17 protein-coding genes are annotated in these 24,412 nt (G+C 44.4%); 1 reads left to right on the top strand and 16 read right to left on the bottom strand.

The window, feature by feature from the left end; translation table 11 throughout:
* Positions 1 to 133 precede the first annotated feature (133 nt).
* From AC1DSE_RS03115 to AC1DSE_RS03075, 9 genes are all read right to left on the bottom strand, one after another.
* Positions 134 to 2,701: an S-layer homology domain-containing protein gene (locus AC1DSE_RS03115; RefSeq protein WP_477527388.1), complete on the bottom strand. Its 2,568-nt coding sequence runs from the start codon at positions 2,699 to 2,701 to the stop codon at positions 134 to 136.
* A gap of 516 nt (positions 2,702 to 3,217) precedes the next feature.
* On the bottom strand, positions 3,218 to 7,369 hold the full coding sequence (locus tag AC1DSE_RS03110) for an S-layer homology domain-containing protein (RefSeq protein ID WP_477511498.1): 4,152 nt from the start codon (positions 7,367 to 7,369) through the stop codon (positions 3,218 to 3,220).
* Positions 7,370 to 7,629: 260 nt separating this feature from the next.
* The gene (locus AC1DSE_RS03105; protein ID WP_339205378.1) at positions 7,630 to 8,772 is read right to left on the bottom strand and encodes a glycosyltransferase family 4 protein; all 1,143 of its coding nucleotides are present in this window, start codon (positions 8,770 to 8,772) and stop codon (positions 7,630 to 7,632) included.
* Positions 8,773 to 8,875: 103 nt separating this feature from the next.
* On the bottom strand, positions 8,876 to 9,580 hold the full coding sequence (locus tag AC1DSE_RS03100) for a WecB/TagA/CpsF family glycosyltransferase (RefSeq protein ID WP_477511548.1): 705 nt from the start codon (positions 9,578 to 9,580) through the stop codon (positions 8,876 to 8,878).
* A 64-nt stretch (positions 9,581 to 9,644) separates the two neighbouring features.
* The gene (gene csaB / locus AC1DSE_RS03095) at positions 9,645 to 10,793 is read right to left on the bottom strand and encodes a polysaccharide pyruvyl transferase CsaB (RefSeq protein ID WP_477511497.1); all 1,149 of its coding nucleotides are present in this window, start codon (positions 10,791 to 10,793) and stop codon (positions 9,645 to 9,647) included.
* Positions 10,757 to 12,901 (bottom strand): DUF5693 family protein, encoded by a 2,145-nt coding sequence (locus AC1DSE_RS03090; protein WP_477511496.1) that lies wholly within the window; start codon positions 12,899 to 12,901, stop codon positions 10,757 to 10,759. Before AC1DSE_RS03090 ends, csaB begins: the two co-directional genes overlap by 37 nt.
* Before the next feature lie 35 nt (positions 12,902 to 12,936).
* On the bottom strand, positions 12,937 to 14,664 hold the full coding sequence (locus tag AC1DSE_RS03085) for a phospho-sugar mutase (RefSeq protein WP_477527387.1): 1,728 nt from the start codon (positions 14,662 to 14,664) through the stop codon (positions 12,937 to 12,939).
* A 33-nt stretch (positions 14,665 to 14,697) separates the two neighbouring features.
* Positions 14,698 to 15,129, bottom strand: coding sequence for a 3-hydroxyacyl-ACP dehydratase FabZ (gene fabZ / locus AC1DSE_RS03080; RefSeq protein ID WP_056631018.1), 432 nt, complete (start codon positions 15,127 to 15,129; stop codon positions 14,698 to 14,700).
* A gap of 175 nt (positions 15,130 to 15,304) precedes the next feature.
* Positions 15,305 to 15,838, bottom strand: coding sequence for a CDP-alcohol phosphatidyltransferase family protein (locus tag AC1DSE_RS03075; protein ID WP_477511494.1), 534 nt, complete (start codon positions 15,836 to 15,838; stop codon positions 15,305 to 15,307).
* Positions 15,839 to 16,083: 245 nt separating this feature from the next.
* Here AC1DSE_RS03075 and AC1DSE_RS03070 point away from each other — a divergent pair, with 245 nt between their 5' ends.
* The gene (locus tag AC1DSE_RS03070) at positions 16,084 to 18,291 is read left to right on the top strand and encodes an Ig-like domain-containing protein (protein WP_477527386.1); all 2,208 of its coding nucleotides are present in this window, start codon (positions 16,084 to 16,086) and stop codon (positions 18,289 to 18,291) included.
* A gap of 144 nt (positions 18,292 to 18,435) precedes the next feature.
* Here AC1DSE_RS03070 and AC1DSE_RS03065 read toward each other — a convergent pair whose 3' ends face one another.
* The 7 genes from AC1DSE_RS03065 to spoIID form a co-directional block, all read right to left on the bottom strand.
* Positions 18,436 to 18,753 (bottom strand): DNA-directed RNA polymerase subunit beta, encoded by a 318-nt coding sequence (locus tag AC1DSE_RS03065; protein ID WP_477511492.1) that lies wholly within the window; start codon positions 18,751 to 18,753, stop codon positions 18,436 to 18,438.
* 16 nt (positions 18,754 to 18,769) lie between these two features.
* Positions 18,770 to 19,612: a flagellar hook-basal body protein gene (locus AC1DSE_RS03060; protein WP_076266220.1), complete on the bottom strand. Its 843-nt coding sequence runs from the start codon at positions 19,610 to 19,612 to the stop codon at positions 18,770 to 18,772.
* 32 nt (positions 19,613 to 19,644) lie between these two features.
* Entirely contained in the window at positions 19,645 to 20,508 is an 864-nt protein-coding gene (locus AC1DSE_RS03055; protein WP_076266221.1) for a flagellar hook-basal body protein, read from the bottom strand.
* A 175-nt stretch (positions 20,509 to 20,683) separates the two neighbouring features.
* Entirely contained in the window at positions 20,684 to 21,676 is a 993-nt protein-coding gene (mreB, locus tag AC1DSE_RS03050) for a rod shape-determining protein MreB (RefSeq protein ID WP_477511491.1), read from the bottom strand.
* 124 nt (positions 21,677 to 21,800) lie between these two features.
* Positions 21,801 to 22,088 carry a sporulation transcriptional regulator SpoIIID gene (gene spoIIID / locus AC1DSE_RS03045; protein WP_054025430.1) on the bottom strand — a complete coding sequence of 96 codons (288 nt, stop codon included), beginning with the start codon at positions 22,086 to 22,088 and terminating at the stop codon, positions 21,801 to 21,803.
* Positions 22,089 to 22,282: 194 nt separating this feature from the next.
* On the bottom strand, positions 22,283 to 23,029 hold the full coding sequence (locus tag AC1DSE_RS03040; protein WP_477511490.1) for a peptidoglycan DD-metalloendopeptidase family protein: 747 nt from the start codon (positions 23,027 to 23,029) through the stop codon (positions 22,283 to 22,285).
* A gap of 82 nt (positions 23,030 to 23,111) precedes the next feature.
* A complete protein-coding gene (gene spoIID / locus AC1DSE_RS03035) occupies positions 23,112 to 24,302 on the bottom strand; it encodes a stage II sporulation protein D (protein WP_477511489.1) in 1,191 nt (396 codons plus the stop codon).
* Positions 24,303 to 24,412: the final 110 nt, after the last annotated feature.

Here is a 24,412-nt window from a genome sequence, read left to right as displayed (position 1 = left end):
TATGTATATCTAGACGCAAACAACTTCCAATAAGTTTCGTTTTTATTATAATTTACTTTTATGAACTCTAAATGAACAAAAAAAAGGTTGAGAGTTTGACTCTCAACCTTTTTACTAAAGCTTGCTACTTAAATTACTTAAGTTTTACGATAACTACAGCAGCTTCTTTGAAACCGTTGAATGAAGTACCGGATTCAAGTACTGTGATGCTCGCTACTTTAGTATTTGGAACACTACCTTTTTGCTCGGAAACATCAGTGAATCCACCAACATTTACGCTTTTGTTATCAGCAGAGATAACATATACTGTAGTGTTTCCAGTGACAATAAAGCTACCGTTGTTGCTAGCGAAAGTATTAGCTGCTTGGTTATCAGCAATTGTAATTGTTGAAAGATCAACAGTTACTGAAGTAGCAACGTCGTACTCAACGCTAGTGTCAGCAGTATCTTCCAATTTAATTGCACTGTTAACAGCTTTGCCTTTAATTAAATTGTATACATCGCCTGTAATTTTAACATCTTTATCAACGCCAGCTACTTTAACAACAGCTGAGTAAGTTGAAGAAGTAGTAGTAGATTGGTTGATCGATGCACTTACGAACAAACCGTTCAAAGTAGGTTGAACTGTTGCAGATGCATCAGTATCCTTTTTGATTACGATGTATGATGCAGTAGCACCTTTTGCATGAACATAAACCAAATCACCTTTAGTTACTTGTGCAAGTGTACCTACAGCAAGTTTACGATCATCAAGGTTAGTAGCACCCAATTTAGTTGCATCAACAACTACAGTGTTAGCATCGATTACGAAAGATACATTGCCATCAAGGTTTACTTGAGCTGCAGTAACACTCGCAACTTTAATTCCTGCGCCTTTAACGTCAGTTTTAACTTCGTCTTTTGCAAGACCAATCAATTTCGCACCGTCGAATGCAAGCACAGATACTTGTTCTTTCACAGCTGTGAAAGTTGCAAGTGGCGCTGTAGTGTATTTAATTTCGTTTTTGTTAGCTTTGATATCGAAGTAAGTTACTTTTACTCTGTCAACGATTTGCTCGTTTTCAAGAATTTTTGCATCAATTGCATCAAGAACGATTACTGCTGGCGTGTTAACTGCAGCTTCTGGAGCAGAAGCTTTAACAATTTTACCTTCAGCGTTCAAGATAAGCGTGAAATCTTTACCGATGTTTGCAGCGATCAAAGTGTTGATGTTAGCTAATACAACGTTTGAAGTAGCTTCATACACTTTACCTGCGATTGTGAATTTGCTAACGCCGTTAGTTGCACCAACGTTTTCCAATTTACCAGTTGTAGTGCTACGTACAGCAACTACTTTAGTAGCTTGATCGTTAGTTTTTTCAACTACGCTGATTACATCGTCTTTCTTAAGATCCGTTACTTTTGCGACTTTACCATCAAGTGTTACAGAAGCATTTGCAGAAACAAGTGACGTACCGTTGCTGTAAGTTACTTTTGCATCGCGGTAGCTGTTTTTCTCTTCAACTAGTGTTACAAGAGAATCTTTAGCAGCCCATTTCTCAGATGTTGYAACGCGAACGTCGTTACCATCCAAGAATAGAGTAACATCATCGCCTACGCTTGCAGAGAAAGCAGTTTTAACTTCGCCATTCACAAAGTAAACGCTTTTGCCAACAGTAGATTTAGTTTCTTCTTTAGATCCAACTTTAATTGTAATTTTGCCAGCATCTTCTTTAACGAATGTACCTTTCAGTACAGTATCAGAAGATTGAGCATCAGTAATTGCAAGTACTTTACCGTCTTTGCCTTTAACAACTGTTACGTTGTTACCAAGCAAATCAACCAAAGATTTGTTACCCGTTACGATAAAGTTCGATGCTACTGCAACGCCTTCATATTTAACGATGTCTTTATCATCTTTGTCTTTACCAGTAACCCAACGAAGTGTTACTTTACCGTCAACAACTGCATCACTAAGCAATTCAGCGGATGAAGTGTTGCCCAATTTTGAAATCAATGTGTTCGAAGAAAGAACTTCGTTACCATCAACATTGTATGATACCAATTTTGCATTAAGTGTGTTAGAAGTCAATTGAGCTACAACACCACGAAGTGCTTTTGCACCAACGTTAAGATCAACGTTGTTGAACAAGCCAAGGTCTTGTGCTTTCAATAGGTAGTTATAAGGCCATACGCCTGACAACTTCTTCTCTTGGTAACCAAGGGAACGAACCAATACCGCAACAACTTCTTCAAACTTAACTGCATCACTTGGACGGAAGTTTTTAGTACCTGCGTCACCCAAGATGAAACCTTTAGTTGCAGCTGCGTTGATGTAGCCTGTGTACCAAACGTTTGCTTTAACATCTTTGAACGTTGGTTTAACATTTTGCATCAATTTAGCTGCGCCTTCGTTACCAGAACCGATAACGATTACTTTTGCCAATTCAGCGCGAGTAATTGTGTTGTCTGGTTTAAATGTACCATCTTCATAACCTGCAATGATTCCTAGTGCAGTTAGTTCTTCAACTGCTGATTGTACCGGTTTGCCAACAACATCAGATGGTGTTGCTGCAAAAGCTGGAACTGATAATGGTAGTACTAGCGCAGTAGCTAGCACAAATGCTGCTATTTTTTTCTTCATAACCTTTATTTCTCCTCCTCTAAATACGTGCGGTTGTTGAGAGTTTTGTTTAAATAGTGAATTGCTCTTTTCCCTCATAGCCGATTCACCCCCTTTCCAGAGTTGAGCACAGATTTGATATAAATGATGTCTACAATCATGATAAACCCATTTGTAAAATCATGTCGTAGAAACTTGTAAAAAATGCGAGAACATTGCTAGAGTCACGGCACCACTTTAACATTATACAATGGGCAGGTCGTACCGTAAAGAGGAAGTTGAGAATTCATTCCAATTTGTTTCCAGCATGAGTAGGTCTCGCGCATCAAATCATGTGTTTGTTACAACGTCATGTATTTAAACGCACGTGACAATGAAAAGTTGCGATGTTCTTAAAAAAACTTTAAAAGTTTTTTCTTTTTCCGTTTTTTCTTAATTATGTACATCTAACTGTAATCTACTCCCTGCTTTGTTAGTATAGCTTGTTTTCATAGAGCTCGTCGATGCTAAACATTTTCCATGGATAAAGTTTCTCATGGGATGCAAATGCTTTGATGCCGTAAAAAAAATGGCCGCAGAAAAAATCCTGCGACCAGATTTTTCTAACTTTTATTTTTAACCGATTTTAGGAAGCTTACCTAAATCCGCCAAAATTCGAGCTACGATAATCGCAGCATCAGAGCGCAACAAATTCGAACGCGGTTCAAACACTGAACCACCTTTTGGATTGCTTGGATCTACAGGAGATCCGAGAATATATTTTTTCTTTGCAATAGCAAGTACAGAACTTTTCGCATAGAAATTGACGTTGCCAGCATCTTTAAATGTTTTCTCAAGATCTTTATCGATCTTCGAGGAATCAGTAGCTAGTTTCATGTCCAGTGCTCTTGCAATAATAACAGATGCCTCTTCCCTAGTCAGAGCAGCGCTTGGCTGGAACGTACGTGGACCCGTGCCTCGTATGATACCTTCCCTCGCTGCTGTCTCTACATATCTATAATCCCATAATGCATCTGGATTAACGATGGCTGGTACATCATCAAAATGCGGCTTGCTAAGCTCATAGTTTAGCGGAATATCGAGTGCCTTAACCATCATTCTTGCAAATTCACCGCGAGAAATATAAATGTTGGAGCCAAAATCATCAAAACCTGCTGCATTCATAATTCCTTTGGCATAAATCGCTTCAAGGAAGTTTCTAGCATACGGATGTGACGTCATATCGGTATAGGAATAAACCATTTTACCAACTACATAATAACCAAATTTATTGAACGGAACCGTAATTGTGTTTTTCTTCACATCTACTTTACCGCCAATATTTTCCCAATACTTTGCTTTAACATCGTAACGATAAACGGTGATAATCGTTCCAATGCTGTCCTTCATGTTCGGATCAAATCCAAGCGTCAAGGTTCCCGTCTTAGAAGTTACCAACTCGCGATTGTCAGGGCGATCATCATAAGTAGGAATCTTTGTTCCGCCCGTGCCCTTAGCATTCGGGAATTGATAAGGGTCTACACCCATTTTCAAAGGATCGTATGCACCCGTAGCAGGATCATCTGCCAAACCTGCATCAATCCAGTAAACTGGGCTTGCCTTTGTAAACCTTGTCGGGTAAGACAATCTGAATCTTGTCCCGAAGCTTTCCATAATAATATTAAAATTCGGCGGCCACGCTTCTAATTCACGGCGATCAACAACCCCATCCTCTGGATTGGCAATTGCAAACAATAAATTATGACCACTAAATACTTGGTTCTTTAGATTTGCAGGCACGTTAAAATCTGTACGGATCAACGTTGTACCCTTTTCGAATTTTAACGAAAGCGCTCCGTCAAAAATTTTGTGACTGCTATCCATTGGCTCCATGAATTGAGCGCCCGGAATATTCGTTGGAGCATACGTTATCTCAATGCTGCTTTGCACCTTATCATTTGCACTTGAAATAATAAAGTCAATTTTGTTTTTACCGACTTTTAGCTTATTTACATAAACACGATAGGTGTTTTTATAAAGCTCTTCAATAGTTGCTGGATTATTATCCGAATCATAATCAATTTTCTCAGCAATTTGCTTGTTGATGGTAACCGAGCTTGCACCTGGAGCATCAATAATAACCTCAATGAAATTTTGGTTTACGATCGCTTTATTTGGCAAAATCGGACGCAAAATCGTATATGGAAGCGAGGTTGGATCCACTTCAAGACGATAAGAAGCTTTAGGACCAGTCTCTCCATTGTTGTATGCTGTGAAAGTATACACACTCGAACTGCCGTCAGGATTTAGAGCTTGTGAATTTAATACAAAAGAGAACGTCTTGGTGTCTATATCATAACGTACAGCTAGGTTAGCAATATTGTTGGTCGTACTTTCATTAACTTTACCTAGAACTGTTGCGCCCTTCATAATGACTAACTCATTGCTCAAATTCCAGCGAATTGGCGTTTTAAGTGAGCTGCTCTCAATCTTCAAAATGTATTTATCTGGATCTGTAAGTTCTGTACTATCTTTCATCAATTTAATATTAGCTTGAATATTAGCCAAAATATCCGTGTTCGTGCTGCCAGTGGCTATCAGATCGATAAAATCGAATGTACCAAAAATATTCATGTTCGCTTCGTTAGTCGTGAAAATTGCGCCGCGCTTCACGAAGTTTGGATCATTCGGAACTGGTTCCGTATATTTGCTGCTGTAAGGATAAATACTTGTTCCTTCTACTGGTATAACCGGTAGGTTTGTTGGAATCAAATACAATTTGATCTTTTTCTCATAAGAGTTCTTACTTCCTTGGAAAACGAATTTGATCTCATTCTCGCCGCTAAACAACGCATTGAATGCATTTGTCCTTTGGCCTGGAACAATTTCAAAATTAGTTACAGGTTTGCCCGCTTGCTGCTGTAGCTGAATCGGCGTGTTATTCACATAGAAAAATACTGTTTGAGCTTCATTTGATTGAAAAGTGTAACGAACCTCAGAAGTATTATTAATATTGTTCATAATACCTTTAAAGTCACTCAAAGCGCCTGAAATAGCCGCTGTGATCCGTTCAGATTGCAGCTTGTTCGTGTCATCATATACTGTCATATTATCAAATACACTTGTATAGCTTACATAAGGTCCGAAGAGCATTGTAAACTTAACATCTTTCGTCACACCACCAACACCGTTAACGCCGCCAACATTAAGCGTTACCGTTTGAGTACCTTCAAATGGGAGTTTGTGAAACACAAGAATTTCACGCTTATATACTTTTCCATTAATATTTACAAATTTATTGATCAAATCACTCGATACATTTTTGATATTGCTTACATCATCGAATTTATAGCTACTTGGTGCAGCCGCATTGGAAACATTTTTGATTCCTGTAACTGAAACTAGATCAGCAGTCTTCGTTACGTCTGCATTACCAACCAACACTTCCATCGCTAAAGGGACACTATAAATATTGGCTCCTTCAAGCGGAGTACCTGTGAGTGATTCACCTGAGCCTGTTTTGTAACCATTTAAATAATTAATATTGTCGATGAACTGAGCCGCTCCGTTACGAAGCGAGAAACTCATTAGCCCCGTACCTTCACTGCCATTTTGGCCGAGCGACTCTGTTTTTGCATTTTTTGCCGTTAATTGAATGTTATAGACCTTATTATAATCCAGCTTTCCTGTATGATCCGTTCCAATTGGACGAGTAAATTGATAAATAAAGAATGCTTCCTGTCCCGAATAGGTTCCTACTGGACTAGCAGTAGCAGTTGCTGGTTGAATTAACTTAAAGGTGCTGTCTCCATTTTGCGTAATCGTATATTCAATAGGTATGTCATTGCTTGGATTAGGATGTGGATCAAGCTTGCCGTTGCCGTCATCATCCTTTAAGAAGTTAGGCACGATAATTCTTCCTGTGACACTTGCTGAATTCAAATCCGTAACTAGTAGGTTTGGATTGTACTCTAAAGGCTCCGCCGTATCAACCGCACCATTTTTACCATTAAGATTCACATCTAAAAAGGTCACTTGTCCGTTATAAAAAGCGATCTCGCGTGTTGTCTCAACTGTCTGATTCGCGTTTTTCACTTTAATAGTAACCAAGTTTTTTCCTTTGTTCACCGTAATCGGAGAAGCGGCAAACTGATAATTGTTGGAGCTGTTAACCGAATAGGTTTTGCTGCTCCCGTTCACATCCACCGTTACCTGCTGCGCATTTGGAGCGAAACCAGTAATACTGATATCAGCGGATTGTCTGCCAGCGGAAGTCGTTGAATGCACAACCGTTGTTCCAACTTCTTCAATTGCAAATTTGTTACCGTCTAATTGGGCAACTAAATCGTAAAATACAGGCCCGTTGTGATACTCAATATAGATCGAGCTTGTTACTTCGCCGCCGCCTTGAATACCTCTGAACGTAATGCGGTTCAAGCCAGGAAATAATTCTACGTTATATACCTGAATATTAAATCCGCTAATATAAATATTGCTCGTTATGTTCTCACGTTTGGAGCCAAGATCGTCATCTGTAGGGTCAGCAGTGCCTTTGTTATTAATAACTTGAACAATACTGTAAGAAACCGAAGTAGGATCTACACCAGTGATTGATCCATTCAATGTAAAACGCGGATCGGTTGTGACTCTTGCTTCCGTAGATAGTTCCTTTTCCGTCGGAAAGCTGAAGCTTCCTGTTGCAGCTGTTACCGTTTGTGAAGCTCCGAACGGCGGCAACAATGTAATCAACAGTGCCAGCGTTAGCGCTAATGATAGTAATCTTTTCAAAACAATGTTCCTCCTTTATGTATATGACGAGCATGGGTATTTGAATGATAAATGGCCTGACGACTATGCGGCTTACCTTTGAATAAATCTTCCTCCCTTTTCCTCTTTAGTCAGCTTTGAAGCAATTGCAGTTAGGCGCTCTGACCGCAGAAAAGTTCTGTACAGTTGTTATCGGCTTTTGGCTCCCAATTTTTTAGCTATTTGGTCGATTTTCAACAAAAAAAGAGCCCTGATTCCGTTAAAGGATTCAGAGCTCTTATTTATTTGGAACGGGATTCAGCATCCAGCTTGAGTCGAAGTCTCATTCGAGCTAGGAAATTAATAAGCGGCCTGCGTGTTTTGTCCACGATACCGGTTACTTCTGCCCCGATCTGCAAGAAAAACATTAGCATACATATGACGGCAAAAGTGATCCAATTCGCCGCGCTCGACTGTACGACAGCCGATTGCACGATTGCGAGTCCGCCGAATATAGCAGCTACTCCCCAAATGATAAGTACGGTACGACGGTGGCTGAAGCCAAGGTCGCGCAGACGATGGTGCAAATGCCCTTTGTCTGGAGCAAATATCGGTTTCTTGTTTACCCAGCGGCGAACGATTGCAAAGAAGGTATCCGAAAGCGGAACGCCGATAATGAGCAGCGGTGTTACAAACGATACCATCGTTACCTGCTTGAAGCCAAGCATCGAAAGCGTTGCTAGACTGAAGCCGAGAAACAGCGAGCCCGAGTCGCCCATAAATATTTTTGCGGGATGAAAGTTGAAAACGAGAAAGCCGACAATTCCGCCCAGCAGCAATGTGCTCAACAGGATAACTGGTTGGAAGCCCATCAGCGATGCCATCACAACAATCGTTGCAATCGCGATGCCTGACACGCCGGCAGCAAGCCCGTCCAAGCCGTCGATCAGATTAATTGCATTCGTTACACCGACGATCCAGAGAATCGTAAGTGGAATGCTGATCCATCCGGCAATTGGCTGCATCGTTTCACCGAACGGAATGTTCAGCAAGTCGATCTTTACGTCGAAGACGAATACGACTACGCATGCCGCCGCGATTTGACCGAGCAGCTTCACTTTAGCTGAAAGCTCGAAGCGGTCATCGAAAGCACCTAAAATAATAATCATTGTACCGCCGACTAGCAGCGCGTTGATCATATTGGAATCTTGCGGACGGAGCAAGCCGTCTGGTATAAATGGCGATAAAATAAAGAATGCGCCAACGAATGCAATATAAATAGCTAGACCGCCAAGACGCGGCATAATGCGCGTGTGTACCTTGCGGTGATTTGGTTTGTCTATTGCGCCTACTTTGAAAGCAAATTTCTTAACAAGCGGCGTCATCGCAATGGCTAGAACAAGAGCGATTATGAACCCAATTGAATACAGCAAGCCTACCGGCATGTGTGCAACTCCCCTTTTCTTTCTACCGAAGTGAATTATACTCCGATTGGAAAGGAAACTCCAACCCCGTTTTCATCCAATTTTGATGGTTTTAACGAGAATTTCACGGTGTAGGTCGAGGTTTTGTAACGTTTTCTTTGTCGCGAACCACTTTCACTACGAATTTCGGCAAAACAAGCATTCTTTTGTAGCGTTTAGGCTCTTGCAGCAAGCGATAAAACCATTCAAGCCGAAGTTTTTGGAAAATATTCGGAGCTCGCTTTAGTTTACCCGAAACAACGTCGAAGCTTCCGCCAACGCCCATAATCAATGGTACGCCCAGCTTTTGCTTGTATTTCACAATCCACGGCTCCTGCGTATCCGCACCTCGTGCCACAAACAATAAATCAGGACCAGCCGCACGGATTTCTTCGATGACTTCCTCATCCTGATCAGGGCCAAAAAAACCATTCCGATAGCCTACAATTTTCACTTGAGGATATTGCAGCTGCAGCTTCTCCGCCGCCGCTTCAATAATCTCCTGTGAGGTGCCAAGCAGGTAAGCCTTCCATCTACGCTTTTCACCCTCATGCAGCAAGCGGTGAAGGAGATCAAACCCCGTCACTCGTTCTGCAACAGGCTGTCCTACGTATTTGGCCGCCCATACAACTCCTGCACCATCAGGCACAATAAGATCTGCGCGCCGCATCATCGCACTATACTTGGGGTCCTCGACGGCAGACATAATCATGATCGGATTAGCGGTAATCACATGGGTTACGCGTCTTTCTTCGATCGCTTCTATTAAGTAATTGACTGTGTCATCCATGCCCACTTTGGAGAATGGTATGCCGTATAACGGCACAGTTGGTAGTTGTTTCGACAAGAGGAACTCACCTCGATAATGTATGACGCAGCAAATGTACAATTTGTTGCGCCGGTCTTTGCGATTGTTGTTTTAAAAGATCGATTGTTGACTTGTGCTTTGCCTGCCAGCCCTCTTTGTCAGACAGCAGCAAACCCGCTGCATCTGCGAATTTTTCGGCATCGAGCTGCTCCGTCGTGCCGATGGCTTTGATGCCAAGTCGACCCAGAAATTGGTCGATCTTCGGGTCGTATGAGAGGCCAAGCATAGGAACCCTTTGGCCGGCGGCATAAATAAGCGCATGGAGGCGCATGCCGAACAAAGCGTCGCACCGGCTGACCTCAAGCAGCATTTGCTGGGGGTCGTCGCTGGGCGCGGCCAGCTCGGCGGTGGAACCGTCGCCGAGCCTGCCGCGAAGCCGTTCCAGCACCTGCTCCGACGCTACAGTGTCGGAGGGTGTGTGGAACGGCAGGAAGCGCAGCCGGACAGGCATGCGCTTCGACAGCGCGACTAGCGCCTCGGCGGCGCGTTCGAGATCGGCGCCGTCACTGCGCCAAGGGCGCAGCGATACACCGACCAGCGGCGCAGCAGCAGGGTCGGAAGCTTGTCCAGCCGCTGATGAACCCGCAGGGAGCGGCAAGCCCATGACCGGATCAGGAACAACATCGATCCGATCACTAGGCACGCCGATTCGTCCAAGCAAAGCAGCGGATTCCTCATCCCTAACGGATACATAAGCGCTTTGCTTCATCACTCCGCGTATCATAGGGTCCATCCAGCGCCGAATCACAGGGCCAATCCCTTGCGAATAAGCGAATGTTGGCTTACCCAGCAATTGGGCCAGCTTCATGACGCCAGTATAATAAGGAATCGTTTTGGCGCCTGTAACGTCCTGCAGGAGGCTTCCGCCTCCGCTTATTAGACCGTCGCTGCCTTTCAATGCTTTCCATAGATCTCCTGGATGCATGCGGCGGACAGCTTCAACCCCGTACATACGGCTTGTCCAATCTGGATCACCTGATAAAACGATCGGCTGAATTTGTACGCCCTGCGCTTTGCCTTCTTCTTCTAGTGCTAGCAATATCGATTTGAGTACCGCTTCATCACCGCTGTTGTAGAAGCCATAATAGCCTGAAATTACTATTCGACGAACTTGCGGATGATGGCTGGTGCCCATTTACGAATTGCTCCTTCCACGATCTGCCATGCCAAAATCAAGATACATCCGATTATGATACCTGTACCCAAGCCGAGCGCTACACGAATCATCGAAATGTGAAGTGGTGTATGAAGATGTGCAAACGTATCAACCATCGTCAATTGACCAATCGAACCAATGATAACAAGCAGCCATGCCGCACGATAACGAAGTGCAAGGAACAAGCCAAGCAGCAGCGGCGGATGACCAAGCATGAACTCTTTAAAACGCGGTCGTACGCCGAATGTATTTTCCAGCCAGCCGCGAATAAGCAGCTCAATAGCAGGTGCTTGTCCACCATTCCCTGTACGAGACAAGTAATAGAAGCCGATAACGCCAATAACTCCAGCTACTATAATCCATGTTAATGTAATAGGTTGAGAAAGCAGCTTGCGCAGCTTTCCGATTGATGTTTGACCGTTATAGAAAAACACATAAATGGCCACAAGGATAATCGGAGCCAAATGCAGCACACTTACGCCGCGGAATTGTTCCAATACAAGATTGTACGTAATATTGTTCAACAATCCGAATATCATCGGCGCTCCCATAAGAGAAATGAGCGTCGCCACAATAAACCAATTCAGAGCAAGGCCAAAACGTCTTCCCGTAGATATGGCAGGGAATATCCATTTCATACGATTGCCGTTCTCATATACAGCACCTGGCTGCTGAGGAGTCTGCCCTTGCTGGCTTCTTCCTACTGACCATTTCGTTCCGCCAATAACACGACGCTCGCCAACGGTACGGGAATAAATCCGATTCATTACCCATATAAGAGCCAGCGTAGGAGCTGCAATTGAAGCACCTAATGCAAGTCCTTGCTCCATAAGCGAGCTGTTTAGCTTGTACAAGCCTGCGCTTCCAACTAAGCCAATCGCATAAACTGGAATATAGACGCCTGGAATAAATGCGCCGATTAACAAAGTAATCAGTGCTACTGCAGCAGCAGCAACGATTGCACGCAGTGGTTTATTCCATGAAGGCTGTTCATGATCAAACGGTTTTGGCTTGCCTGGCGTAAAGCCCGCGTCTGAGAGCTTGTCTACGATTCCGCCCTCGTCACTCATTGCTTCAGCAATACGGTCCAAGGAGTGAACCACCTTTGCTTTATCCGTATTGGACTGAGCTGTCCCGTTCAAGAAAAACATCCGGATATTACGATCCTTCGCCGCTAAAAGAAAACGATCAGCAATAGCTTCCGGCGTCATCGTCATACCGTCGTTCTCCGACAATGAATATAATCTGACTACATTATAATTTGTAATATAAGCTAATTTATTTATGCCTTGTTGCGGTTTTTTCAAATTTTCTATGGTCGCTACGCCCATATCGTATTTTTTGAGCAGTTCTCCGAACTGATAAAGGCTGTTATCCATCGCTTGATCGGATGCACCCTTTACTTTGTCACCGTCGAACAATACGCGGTCTACATCGTATTCCTTCAATTTYGCAAGCATAACATCTGTTGCCTGCTGATCATAAGGCTTAATACGGTCAGATAAGCGAGGCAATATTTGAAGTCCGGCATTATGAATCGTTTCAAGTGAAATCGGATCAAAATCCATCGTCTTCATAACAGCCTCTGCAATTGGCATCTCAACGACTAAGCCATTTCGGCCACCGTACGACCAATTGCTATACACAGCCTCGGAGCGATCAAGCGCTTCGCGAACAATCGGTCCAATCATTTCTTCTTCTTTGGGCCCATTGAACAAAATATAAGTAAAGTTTTGGCCTACCGGCTCAAATTTACTTTGAAGCAATGCAGCATCTCTGGAGCTGTAAAAAGTAAGTCTGCCGGAAATTTGCAGATCCTTCAGAGAGCTCTCATAAACAGCCATTGTTGTGACGCCAGCTTCCTTGAGCATCTCCAGCTTTTCCGTTAAAAATTGCTGCGGACGAGCCTGACGCTCCGCCACCTCAATAATATCCCGATAATCAAATACATACTCTACTTGCTTCGACGATTTTTCCATTTCCATCCGAACGGCACCGAGCGGCAATGCTGCCGCCACCCCGATAATTGCAATGATCCATAATGCGAATCTTGCGCGCCGATTCCATTGCTGCCAACGTAAAAACACACAATTCCTCCGTTCTAAACAGGTTAATTATTGTACTATTCGGTAGAGTCTACCCGTTCCATAACGGAGGCTTGCAATGTTTGCAGTGCCTCAACAGCAGCATCCTTCGACTCACTTTTAACCGCAAAATAAACTTTGATTTTTGGCTCCGTGCCAGATGGACGAAGGCAGAACCATGAGCCATCTGCGCGTAAATATTTCAATACATTTTCCGGACGCAAGCCATCTTGGCCTTTGCCGTAATCAAGCACACGCTCCACTTTGACGCCGCCGATTTCTGCAGGCGGGTTTTGACGCCAGTCATCCATAATAGCGCCYATTTTTTGCACGCCATCAAGTCCCTTAAGTGTACGCGACTCCAAGCCTTCCAAATAGAAGCCATGCTCAGCGTATAACTCTAAAAGAACATCATATAGCGTTTTTCCTTGACTGCTATAATAAGCTGCAGCTTCAGCAATTAATAGCGCAGCAACGATCGCGTCTTTATCACGCGCATAAGTTCCTGTTAAATAACCGTAGCTTTCCTCGTAGCCAAATAGGAAGGTATGCTCTCCTGTTTGCTCATAACGAGTCATTTTTTCACCAATATATTTGAAGCCGGTCAACGTGTTCTCAACCGCTACACCATAGGAACGGGCAATATCTGCGCCTAGTTCACTTGTTACGATCGTTTTGATCACTACGCCATTGTCTGGCAGCTGTCCACGTTCCTTCAACTGGCTTAGCACATAATGAACCATTAGCGCACCCGATTGGTTGCCAGTGAGTACCACGTACTCGCCCTCATTGTTTTTCACAACCGCACCCATACGGTCTGCGTCAGGATCAGTACCGATAATGATATCAGCATTCACCTGCTGCGCCAGCTTAATCGCAAGAGTGAACGCTTCGCGCTCTTCCGGGTTAGGAGACTTTACCGTGCTAAAATATCCATCCGGCTGCTCTTGCTCCGGTACGATGTGCACATTTTTAAAACCAACCTTTTTCAACACTTCGCGAACAGGCATGTTGCCAGTGCCATGTAGAGGTGTGAAGACAACACTAATTTTTTCTCCAACTTCACCTTTAATAAGGTCAGCATTCAAGCTCTGAGCAACAACCGTATCAATAAATTGTTGATCGGCGTCATCTCCAAGCCAGCGCAGCAATCCTTTTCCTTCCGCTTCTTCGCGGCAAACCCGTTTCACTTCATCGAAACCCGCGATTTGACTGATAGCAGAAATAACTTGTTCAGCTTCCTCAGGAATAAGCTGGCAGCCGTCAGCGCCATATGCTTTGTAACCATTATATTCAGGTGGATTATGGCTTGCCGTAATGACAATTCCACTTGCTGCATTTAGCGCACGTACCGCAAAAGAAAGCTGTGGTGTTGGACGAAGCGCTGTGAACAAATAAGTAGTGATTCCGTTGCCCGCAAGCACAAGCGCTGCATCTAGTGCAAACTCAGGTGAGTTATTGCGGGAATCGTGAGCGATAACAACAGAAGGAGCCGCTCCATCCGCCGACTTGCCAGCAAGCAGCCAATTTGCGAGTCCCTGTGTTGCTTTACCAACCGTATAAGTATTCAAACGATTCGTTCCTGCACCCATTACGCCGCGCAAGCCGCCCGTACCAAATTCAAGGTCGCGATAAAAGCGATCCGTAATTTCTTTTTCTTGTCCTTCAATACTGCGAAGCTCGTCCTTTGTTCCTGAATCAATCAACGGATCATTAAGCCACGCCTCATATTTAGCAATAACTTTAGCATTCGTTTCGTTCGTCATATTTAGCAGCCTCTTTCATTCATGAATTTTAATTTATGAAGGATTAGATAAAGCAAACATAAGCTCGCCTTCGGCAACGATTTGATCGCCAACCCGTGCTGTTCCTTGTCCTTTTCCAATAGAGCCCTTCAGCCTTGTAATTTGGACCTCAAGCGTCAACGTATCGCCAGGCTTAACTTGACCGCGAAAACGGAAGCCGTCGATGCCTGCAAAAAAACCAAGCTTTCCACGATTGGCTTCAATCATCAGCATCGCTACAGTACCTACTTGCGCAAGCGCTTCTACTATAAGTACGCCTGGCATAACCGGATAACCCGGAAAATGACCTACAAAGTAAGGTTCATTCATCGTAACATTTTTAAGACCGACTGCGCGTACGCCTGGCTCAACCTCCAAAATACGGTCGATTAGCAGAAACGGCGGGCGGTGCGGAATGATTTCTTGAATTTGGTTAATATCCAACATGAAAAAAAGCCCCTCTCAATTGTTAAGTTAGGTAGTATAAAAAGTGTCATTCTGTACGACACTATACATATCCCTCATAAACTGCAGTTTATGAAGGTTAAGATAAGAGGCTTGGCTGCTTGGACCCGAAGTGTCCTCCGCCAAGCCTCTTTGTTCATATGTAGTGACTTGATGATCACGAATGTCCAGTAGGTGTTTCTGTTATGTGTTTATTCAGCGCTTTAAACATGACGATATACATCATTGAAGTAATGAATGAAAAGCCAATAACGCCCCACAAATAAACATGAGCATTCGGCACTTCAAAGAAAATGAGCATTATCGCTGCATAAAAGAGCACAGTTGTCAGCTTTCCCATCCAGTTGGCAGGCACCGTCTTTTTCCCTCGGAAGTGAAAATAGAATCCCCCCGCTATCATGCCCAAATCGCGCAAAAACATCGCTGCAGCCGCAGCCCAGGAAATATGGCCGGATACGAGCAGCGATACAATAACAGTGATCAGCATCATCTTGTCCGCAAGCGGATCAAGCATCATTCCAGCCGTTGTAATCTGACCAGTTCTGCGCGCGATATAACCATCAAGAACATCGGTAATACCGGCAGCAACCATAATCAAAAAGGCAGGAATCATATGTCCTTCCGCAAAAATCACGATGTAGACAGGGATTAATAAAAAACGCAATGATGTTAATAGATTCGGCAGATTCAACTATTCACGCTCCTCTACCTATAACTGACGGTCCACCATGGTTCCCAACTATTATACAACTACCTCCCGTAAAAATAAAACTATCCGCTGTTCCTAATAAGCGGAACAAATTGCAGAAGTTAGTTCTAACTGACTATTTGCAATTTTTTTATGTATACATTTTGTGATCGTTATTCATTTTCACCATCTTCTTACCGTTATAAATAGAATACCAATTACTTTAAACAAGAAAGGACAGGGATGTAGTGAATTTTAGTTTACGCTTGAATAAGTCGTTGAAAGTAACTCGCAGGTGGCTCGCAGCTACGCTTGCAATCGTAATGGTTATGACTTCCATGACCGGCATTGTCAACGCCGCGGAAGATACGATCACCGGCATTGATTTCACCTATGACCCATCGGATTACAACAGCAGCACATCATCACTGGAAACATTTGTTGAAGATGATAAGGTTAATCTAGCCGTTTATGCAACAGGTACAGGCATTAGAAAAGAAGTTACTGCCGATGCGACATGGAAATCATCGAATACCGCTCTTGTCAAAGTGGAAAAAGGCGTCTTAACGGGTGTAGGCAAGGGAACCGCAACGATAAGCGCTACTTATAAAGGCTTCACCATTTCTATTAAGGCCTCATCAGACTATATCTATGATTCCGTAAGCCTCATGCAGAACGGAGTAACCGCTCCAACAACGCTGGATATCGAGATTGGTCAAAATCTGGCCTTCACGCTTAACGGCTTGAAAGGAAACAAAGATCCGCTACCTGTGACAGGTGAAGCTGTTTGGACAACATCGAATGCTGCGATAGCAACCGTAGATGAAGGTGTTATTAAGCTGCTAGGTGTTGGAGCCGTTACAATTACGGCAAAGTATAAGGGCAAATCCGATGCGATTACATTAAATGTAACCTCACCTTACAAGTCGATTACGATCGATTCAGGTACTTCTGGCAAGCTTATCGAAATCGATATCGGCGATGAAGACAAAGTATTAACGGCATCCGTCGATCTGAAGACAGGTGGAACACTTCCCGTAACAGACGATGCTAAGTGGGTAAGTTCTAATGAAAAAGTAGCAACGGTTAAAAAAGGCGTTGTCGCAGCGGTAAGTGCTGGAAAAACGACGATTACGGTATCCCACAAAGGGGTTAGTACAACGATCGATGTGGTCATACGTACACCTTACCAGTCGATCAAGCTCTCACCAGAGAAGGAATACCATCTGCAGCTTCAGGACAAACCACTACAGGTACGAGCAGATGTTTTAGATAATTTTAATAGTGATCCTGAAAATGTGACTGATAAAGCCGACTGGACGTCTTCGAACGTCGTGGTCGCTACTGTATCAAACGGATTAGTAAGCCCTAAATCCGTTGGTACTGCTAAAATTACAGCCAGCTACAAAGGTATAAGCCGCAGCATCGAGATTACAGTGTATCCGAGCATAACTGAACTTAGTATTGAAACGGAAACTATCGATGGTTATACCGATATTAGCGAGGATCTTCCTAGAGTCATGGCAACAACATTTGATGGCTCGAAGGTAGATGTATCCAAAATCGTAAAATGGTCATCCGCAGATGAGAAGATTGCAACGATTAAAGATGGTCAATGGACAGCCAAAGCTCTTGGAGAGTCCGTTCTTACTGCATCCCTTCAAAACTATAAAGCGGATGTAAAATTAGTCGTTCACATGAAGCCGTTAAAGCTGATTGCCGACGTTAAGGATCTTAGCATTATTTTAGKAAAAGAAACGCCTCTCCCTTCCGTAACCGTTATTAATGAAGATGGAGAAGAAGAGAATATTTCGAGCAGAGTGAAATGGAAGGCTTCATCAGATGATATCGTATTGAAGGAAACGACGATGAAGGGCTTAGATGTGACAAGCATCACGCTCACTGCTACTTACCTGACTAAAAGTGTAACGGTACGTGTAAGAATAGAGGAAGAAATCGTCAAGCTTGTTGTTGATCCTATCTCTCTAGATCTTTACCCTGGAAAATCCAAATCCGTTAAGGTTACAGGTTACTACAAGAGCGGCAAGCAGGTTTCACTAGGTTCAAAAATGAACTGGGAGTCTGGCAATCCTAATATCGCAACCGTTAGCAGTACCACTGTTAAAGGAATTGCCGTAGGAACAACTAAGATTACTGGTTCATACCAAGGCAAAACGGTCATCGTTCCTATCGTGGTTTCACCTAAACTGAAATCACTTGTTTTATCCAGCAAATCGGTTCAGCTCAGTCCGGGAGGAAGCTATTCGGCTAAGCTGCAAGCTAACTTTACGACTGGAAACCCGGCTGACGTTACCGACAATGCGGTTTGGACATCCTCCAAAGCGAGTGTTGCAACCGTGGTTAATGGAAAGATCATTGCTGTTAGCAAAGGATCTGCATCCATTAAAGCGACCTATGCAGGAAAAAGCGTGACGATTAGAGTAAGTGTAAAATAGTTCAAAAAACAGCAAGTGAGAAGCTCGTCACCTCGTTACACGACGAGTTTCTTACTTGCACAAATAATGTAGGCTATCAAAAAAAGGGATGCCCGCTACGCAGCATACACTGCAAAGCGGGCATCCCTTCTTCTATTTAATTGATTACGATTCAGCAAACACTAAGTCATAGAGATGCTGCCATGTTGCCCAGCTAAAAACCTCATCCTCAGGCTGCTTGCCTATTACAGCGTAACCAATGTACAAGCCTGCCACAAGCATAATGATCATTATGAGCGGTACGATGCTTTTGCGCAAAAGCCACAGCAGCATGCTTACCCCTTTGGGYCGTTGCTTCTTATTGGAGCTCTTCTCTTCAGCCTTCACGCGACCGGCGCGCTTCTGCCTCCCTGAGCTTTTCTCTTCCGCTTTACTCCCGGATCCGCTTGCTTCGTGGTCCATTCGCTCATCGGCCATACTCATTCACATCATCCTATCCTTATGCGCGCAGCCCGTTGGTAAGACTCATCATCGTATCACTTGACGATAACGCTCTAGCTGCCAATTGATAAGCGCGCTGCACATTAATAAGCTCGGTGATCTCGTCCGTCAGCTCGACATTTGACTGCTCCAAGTACCCTTGACGCAGCACAATGTTATTTTCCGAGTTCGGCACGGTCTGCTGCACGACATCACCAGCATTAATTCCGTTTGCAACGACAAACAGGTTATCAGAAACAGCAGTTAGTGCCGCAGGACGCGAAGCTTGGAGCAGCTTAATGCTGCCAAGCGGAATCGTGCGCTCGGAAGATACTCCTAGCACCGTTCCATCTGGATTAACCCGCAAACTGTACCCTTGTGGTACTACGATATTGCCCTCAACCACGTTTCCTGTCACAGCATTTCTTACATTTGCTACGACTGGATATCCGTCTTCCGTTGCCAAAATCGTATCACCGTTTGCGCCGACCGTCAACTGAAACGCTCCATTGCGTGTATAAGCACGGTTGCCAGCGTTGTCCACTTCCACCTCGAACAATGCATTTCCCTCGATCGCAATATCCGTGTCCTTATCGGTTCCCTGCATTGGACCTTGGGACAAATTAGGCTGAACCATTGTCATTCTTGAGCCCCAGCCTTGTGTGAAATCCATCGGCGTTTTACGGCCAGGCTGATTGAAAGCTTCCGGCTGAGTTCTTAAGTTCGTTAGAAGATCCTCAAAGGTAGCTTCCTTCTTTTTGTAACCAACCGTATTCACATTAGCTATGTTATCCGCTAGAAGATCCAGCTTTTGTTGAAGACCATTCATCGATACCATAGCGTTAATCATTGAACTGTTCATGTTTCGTGCACCTCCGCTACTTCAACCTGTTGTTACACGCGACCGACTTCGTTGACGGCTTTGCTTAAGCTTTGATCATAAAATTGGATAACCTTCTGGTTAGCTTCATAAGCACGCAGCGCCGACATAAGGTCAATAGCTGCTTGCGCGGTATCAACATTAGAACGTTCTATGTAGCCTTGTCTCACTTCCACGCGTTCATTCGGAGCGATAGCGACAGCTTCGCCGCCCTCTCCCGAGAATCGGAAGCTTCCGTTTCCTTCGCGCACAAGCATATTCGGATTATCAACACGGCTAATTAGCAATTGAACGCCGATATCTTGCCCATTGGCATCAACGAAGCGCTGATTATCAGTCAGTACAAGTCTGTCTAGACCTACACCGGCAGGCATCCGAATCGGCTGACCATTCGTTCCAAGCACGCTCGAGCCGTCACTTCCCATAAGAAAGCCATCCTCGGTCAGCGTAAACTTCCCGCCCCGCGTATACCGAACCTCGCCATTTTGATCCTGTAGTGTAAAAAAGGCTTGAGGCTGAAAAGTAATCTCTCCGTCCGGGCTTATATTTTTACCGGAAGCGTCAAAGGACAACCCGTCTACTTCAATGTTGGAGATCAAAGCAAAGTCAGACGAGTTATTCGTCTGTGTCAGATCGCCCTGCAAATGAATAGACAAGCTTTCTTCCGCAAATACACCGTTAGTCAGTTTACCGATCTTGGTGAAATTCTCCGGACCAGCGCCTGTCAATGACAGCATCATCTCCGGAAACGAACGAGTTACAGCGTTTGTCTGCTTATAACCAGGCGTATTAATATTCGAAATATTGTTCGTCACCGTATCATGTCTGCGCTGCTGAGAAATCATGCCTGACGCCGCGGTGTACAATCCTCTTAACATCCGTTGTTACCCCCTTAGTGCTTCCAATCGATCCTAGCTATATATGTTATCGGTTGAAAGCAAGGCTGCCTGAATAGCTTGTCCATGCGACCTATGACTCATTTACGCCTCGGCTACGCCCCCCTAAGGCTCCCTACCCGCGCAAATCATCTATTATATAAGCCGCATACGGTCTTTACTTCTTCCCGAGCTTGTCCAAGTTATCTAGAAGGATTCCGGTTCCCTTAACGACGCAGTGCATCGGATCTTCCGCAATAAGCACAGGCACTTTAAGCTCTTCTGCTAGAAGCGAATCTAGTCCGCCAAGCAAAGCGCCTCCACCTGTCAAAATAACACCACGGTCAATAATGTCCGCTGACAGCTCAGGCGGCGTGCGTTCCAGCACAGCCTTAGCAGCCGATACGATGGACATTACGGAATCCCAAAGCGCCTCACGAATTTCTCCTGAACGAATCGTTAATGTGAGAGGAAGGCCTGAAACCATGTCGCGACCACGAATATCAATCTCTTCCTGTTTTCCGCCCTCTAGCACAGTACCAATTTTAATTTTAATATCCTCGCTTGTTCTTTCACCGATTAGAAGCTTGTATTTGTTCTTGATAAACTTCATAATCGCATCGTCAAACTTGTCCCCTGCGACTTTAATGGAGGAGGCAGTGACAACGTCGCCCATAGAAAGAACGGCTACATCTGTCGTGCCTCCGCCAATGTCAACGACCATATTGCCGCTAGGCTGGAAGATATCCATTCCAGCCCCTATCGCAGCGGCTTTTGGTTCATCCTCAAGAAATACTTCTTTTGCTCCGCTGCGTTCTGCAGCTTCACGAATAGCCTTCTGCTCTACAGAAGTAATGTTGGTTGGAGCACAGATAAGAATGCGGGGACGGCTAAACCATTTCCGTCCCTCCACGCGATCAATAAATGCTTTAAGCATAATTTCCGTAATTTCAAAATCCGCAATAACACCATCACGCAGCGGACGAATCGCAATAATATTGCCCGGCGTTCTGCCTACCATGCGATGCGCTTCCTCGCCAACTGCCAGCACGCGTTTCGAATCACTCTCAATGGCAACTACAGAAGGCTCATCGAGAACAACGCCTCTTCCTTTTACATGTATGGATACATTAGCAGTACCAAGATCAATCCCAATATCCTTGCTCAACATAAGGCTTAAGTCCCCCAACGAATAATAATTACAAAACGTACATTTGGTTCCCTTGACACAGAAACCGCTAACGTTTATTATTCGCCAAAAAAGACAAAATTCCTCTATAATTCGTGAAAAAACTTCAATGCTTTCCTGCTGCGAGTACTTCACGCTTTTTTGTACTCGTTTTTTTATATTTAATTTTGGTCGCTTCTCCTCCCCTCAGATGCCTAATCGATTTGTGGTACTCGAGAATGTGCTTTACCTGATCGGCCAAATCGGGGTTTATTTCAGGAAGCCGCTCAGTTAAATCCTTGTGCACAGTGCTTTTAGACACACCAAACTCCTTGGCGATCGTCCGCACCGTATGCTTCGTTTCCACGATGCAGCGGCCTATTTTAATGGTTCGCTCCTTAATGTAATCGTGCACGTTCCCGCCTCCCTACTCGAGATAGTTTGGTACATTATATGAGTAGGCACCGTATATATTCGTTGTGGCCAAGCTTGACAGGCAGGAATGTGAATAAATTTTCATAAAAACGTAAAACAGGCAGGGAATTGCTCCCCGCCTGTACGACTAAAGTCCTATTTTTTTACTAACCTGACGTTATGGTTTAACTTGTATTACTCTTGCACTAACGAGCTTGGGTTTATCGCCTTGCCATTGCTTCTTGTTTCATAATGAAGGTGGATGCCCAAATCGCGTTCCAAATCATTGCGACCGGCTTTTGCGATTATTGTTCCTTGCGTAACATCATCGCCTTCTTTAACTGTTACATCCGCTAAGCTTTGGTAAACAGTCACTAGACCGCCCTCATGTGTGATTTCGACGGAGTTGCCGTTAGTTGGATGCTGCTCCACATAAGTAACCTTGCCTGATAATGCTGCAAGCACATCAAATGTTTTTCCATTTGGGTCAACAAAGTCGATACCCATATGAGGAGAGAACTTGTCACCCGTTTGGATCAATGCAGCTTCGCGTTCTGCGTCACTTGCTTTTGCATCGTAGAATGGAAGCTCTTCTTTAAGCACTGTTTTGTCAGTTAGCGGCCAATGGATCGATTCATTGGCAGCAATAACTTCTTGCACTTCTTCATCCTTGCCTTGCGTTCCTGACGCTTCCCCTTGTGTAACTTCAGAAGGCTCGGTTTTTCCTGTTGTCGCTGTCGGTTTTGTATCCGCCCCCTGATAGATCCACATTAAGGTTACGATAATTGCTGCCGCGGCCATGAAGATTGCTGGAGATACCCATCGCTTTGCAAAAAGGTTCTTCCATCCACTGCTAGATTTGGCGGCAGACGTTCCTCCCAGAACAGTTTTGGGAGTTTCTTCTGGTCTTTGCTTCGGTTTACTTTGATTTTGATCATTCATTTTCTATCACCTCACTAGCCATTGTTACCAGATCTGCTAGGTTTATACGTGAGGTGAATACGAAATATTGAAAGAGTTCAAATTACGAGCGAGCTCTCAGCTCTTCCGATAGCTTCGAAGCTTGTTCCACTTGAACGCTAGAATAATAATGAGCCAGAATAGCTTCGGCTTTTGCCCCTGATTGCGCCATTCCATTGGCTCCCCACTGGCTCATGCCGACGCCATGCCCATAACCAAAAGTCGTTATGGATATCGATTTATCTTTTATATTCCAAATAAATTGAGAGGAAGCAAGTCCTAGCAGCTCTCTCACTTCTCGGCCTGTGAACGTTTTGTCTCCTATAATAATCTTGCTGATTCGATTTCCTTCTGTCTTCTCTATTACACGAATGGAGGGTTTGGCAGAGTTCTTCTTTGCTACCCCCAGCTTTCTGTAAAACTCGTTCAGTGACAGCTTGATCGTTTCTTTATATTTCGGCGACAGCTCTTTGTCCCATGGGCTTGCCACACTGCGCAAATATGGAATTTCTTGCGACCAATAGTCCTCCGAGTTTTCGGTGAATCCATTGCTGGTAGAGAAGAAAGCGGCATCTATCGGTTCGCCTTTATAAGTGATAACCTTGCCCTTCGTCTGAAGGATCGCTTCATTAAGCTTGCTCATATTGTTTTTCTGCTCATTCTTTGGCCATTTGGCTGCGAGCTCTGCAACTGAAATATACACTTGATGATCGGTTGTGTCCGTCACATCCGCTCCTTTTACCGGTACTCCGCTGTCATTGCCAAGAACAATTCTACGAATCATATACGTACGAGCCGCAATGGCCTGCGCCTTTAACGCCTCAAGCTCGAATCCGATTGGCATTTCCGCAGCTACTACACCGCGAACATACGCTTCAAGCGGAACTCGCTCTATCCGCTTTTCCTTCGTCAAATAAACACGAATGACAAGACGATCAATCGCATCCAGCGTTTCTCCATTCTTCCCATCACCAGCCGTTGGCCGATTTAAAAGATCATTTTCAGAAGATGGAATGAGCGCATCCGCATCATCCAACACGCTCGTTTTCGGTATCGCTTGGCTGCCCGCTTTAATAGCAGCATTGTCTGTTAAAGACCTAGCAGCCTGCGCATCGCGAAGCTCATCAACTGAAAGTCTTACTAGAATGACAGAAGCACCAAGCATCGCTCCGATTGCAAACAAGGCCATCGGTCTGCTTGTCCGTATACGATCGATCATCGAAACTATTGAAAACGTCCCTCTTCTTCGCCTCATGTGCTCTCCTTCCATCTTGGCCGGAAAAAGGAAGCAGGAAGCAGCTGCCGCCGCCCCCCTCTCTCTTAATCCGATCCTGATGGTTCATTCTATGAGCACAAATAATAGGG

It is taken from the genome of Paenibacillus sp. 01L418 (assembly GCF_056400045.1).
Note: the sequence above shows the minus strand (reverse complement) of the source record. Positions and strands in the feature narration are given on the sequence as shown.

Bases quoted from the DNA above. Each gene is read 5' to 3' on its own strand.
- AC1DSE_RS03105 (WP_339205378.1), bottom strand. From the start codon at position 8,772: ATGCCGGTAGGCTTGCTGTATTCAATTGGGTTCATAATCGCTCTTGTT.
- AC1DSE_RS03100 (WP_477511548.1), bottom strand. From the start codon at position 9,580: ATGGATGACACAGTCAATTACTTAATAGAAGCGATCGAAGAAAGACGC.
- csaB (WP_477511497.1), bottom strand. From the start codon at position 10,793: ATGGGCACCAGCCATCATCCGCAAGTTCGTCGAATAGTAATTTCAGGC.
- fabZ (WP_056631018.1), bottom strand. From the start codon at position 15,129: ATGTTGGATATTAACCAAATTCAAGAAATCATTCCGCACCGCCCGCCG.
- AC1DSE_RS03060 (WP_076266220.1), bottom strand. From the start codon at position 19,612: ATGAACAGTTCAATGATTAACGCTATGGTATCGATGAATGGTCTTCAA.
- AC1DSE_RS03055 (WP_076266221.1), bottom strand. From the start codon at position 20,508: ATGTTAAGAGGATTGTACACCGCGGCGTCAGGCATGATTTCTCAGCAG.
- mreB (WP_477511491.1), bottom strand. From the start codon at position 21,676: ATGTTGAGCAAGGATATTGGGATTGATCTTGGTACTGCTAATGTATCC.
- AC1DSE_RS03040 (WP_477511490.1), bottom strand. From the start codon at position 23,029: ATGAATGATCAAAATCAAAGTAAACCGAAGCAAAGACCAGAAGAAACT.
- spoIID (WP_477511489.1), bottom strand. From the start codon at position 24,302: ATGAGGCGAAGAAGAGGGACGTTTTCAATAGTTTCGATGATCGATCGT.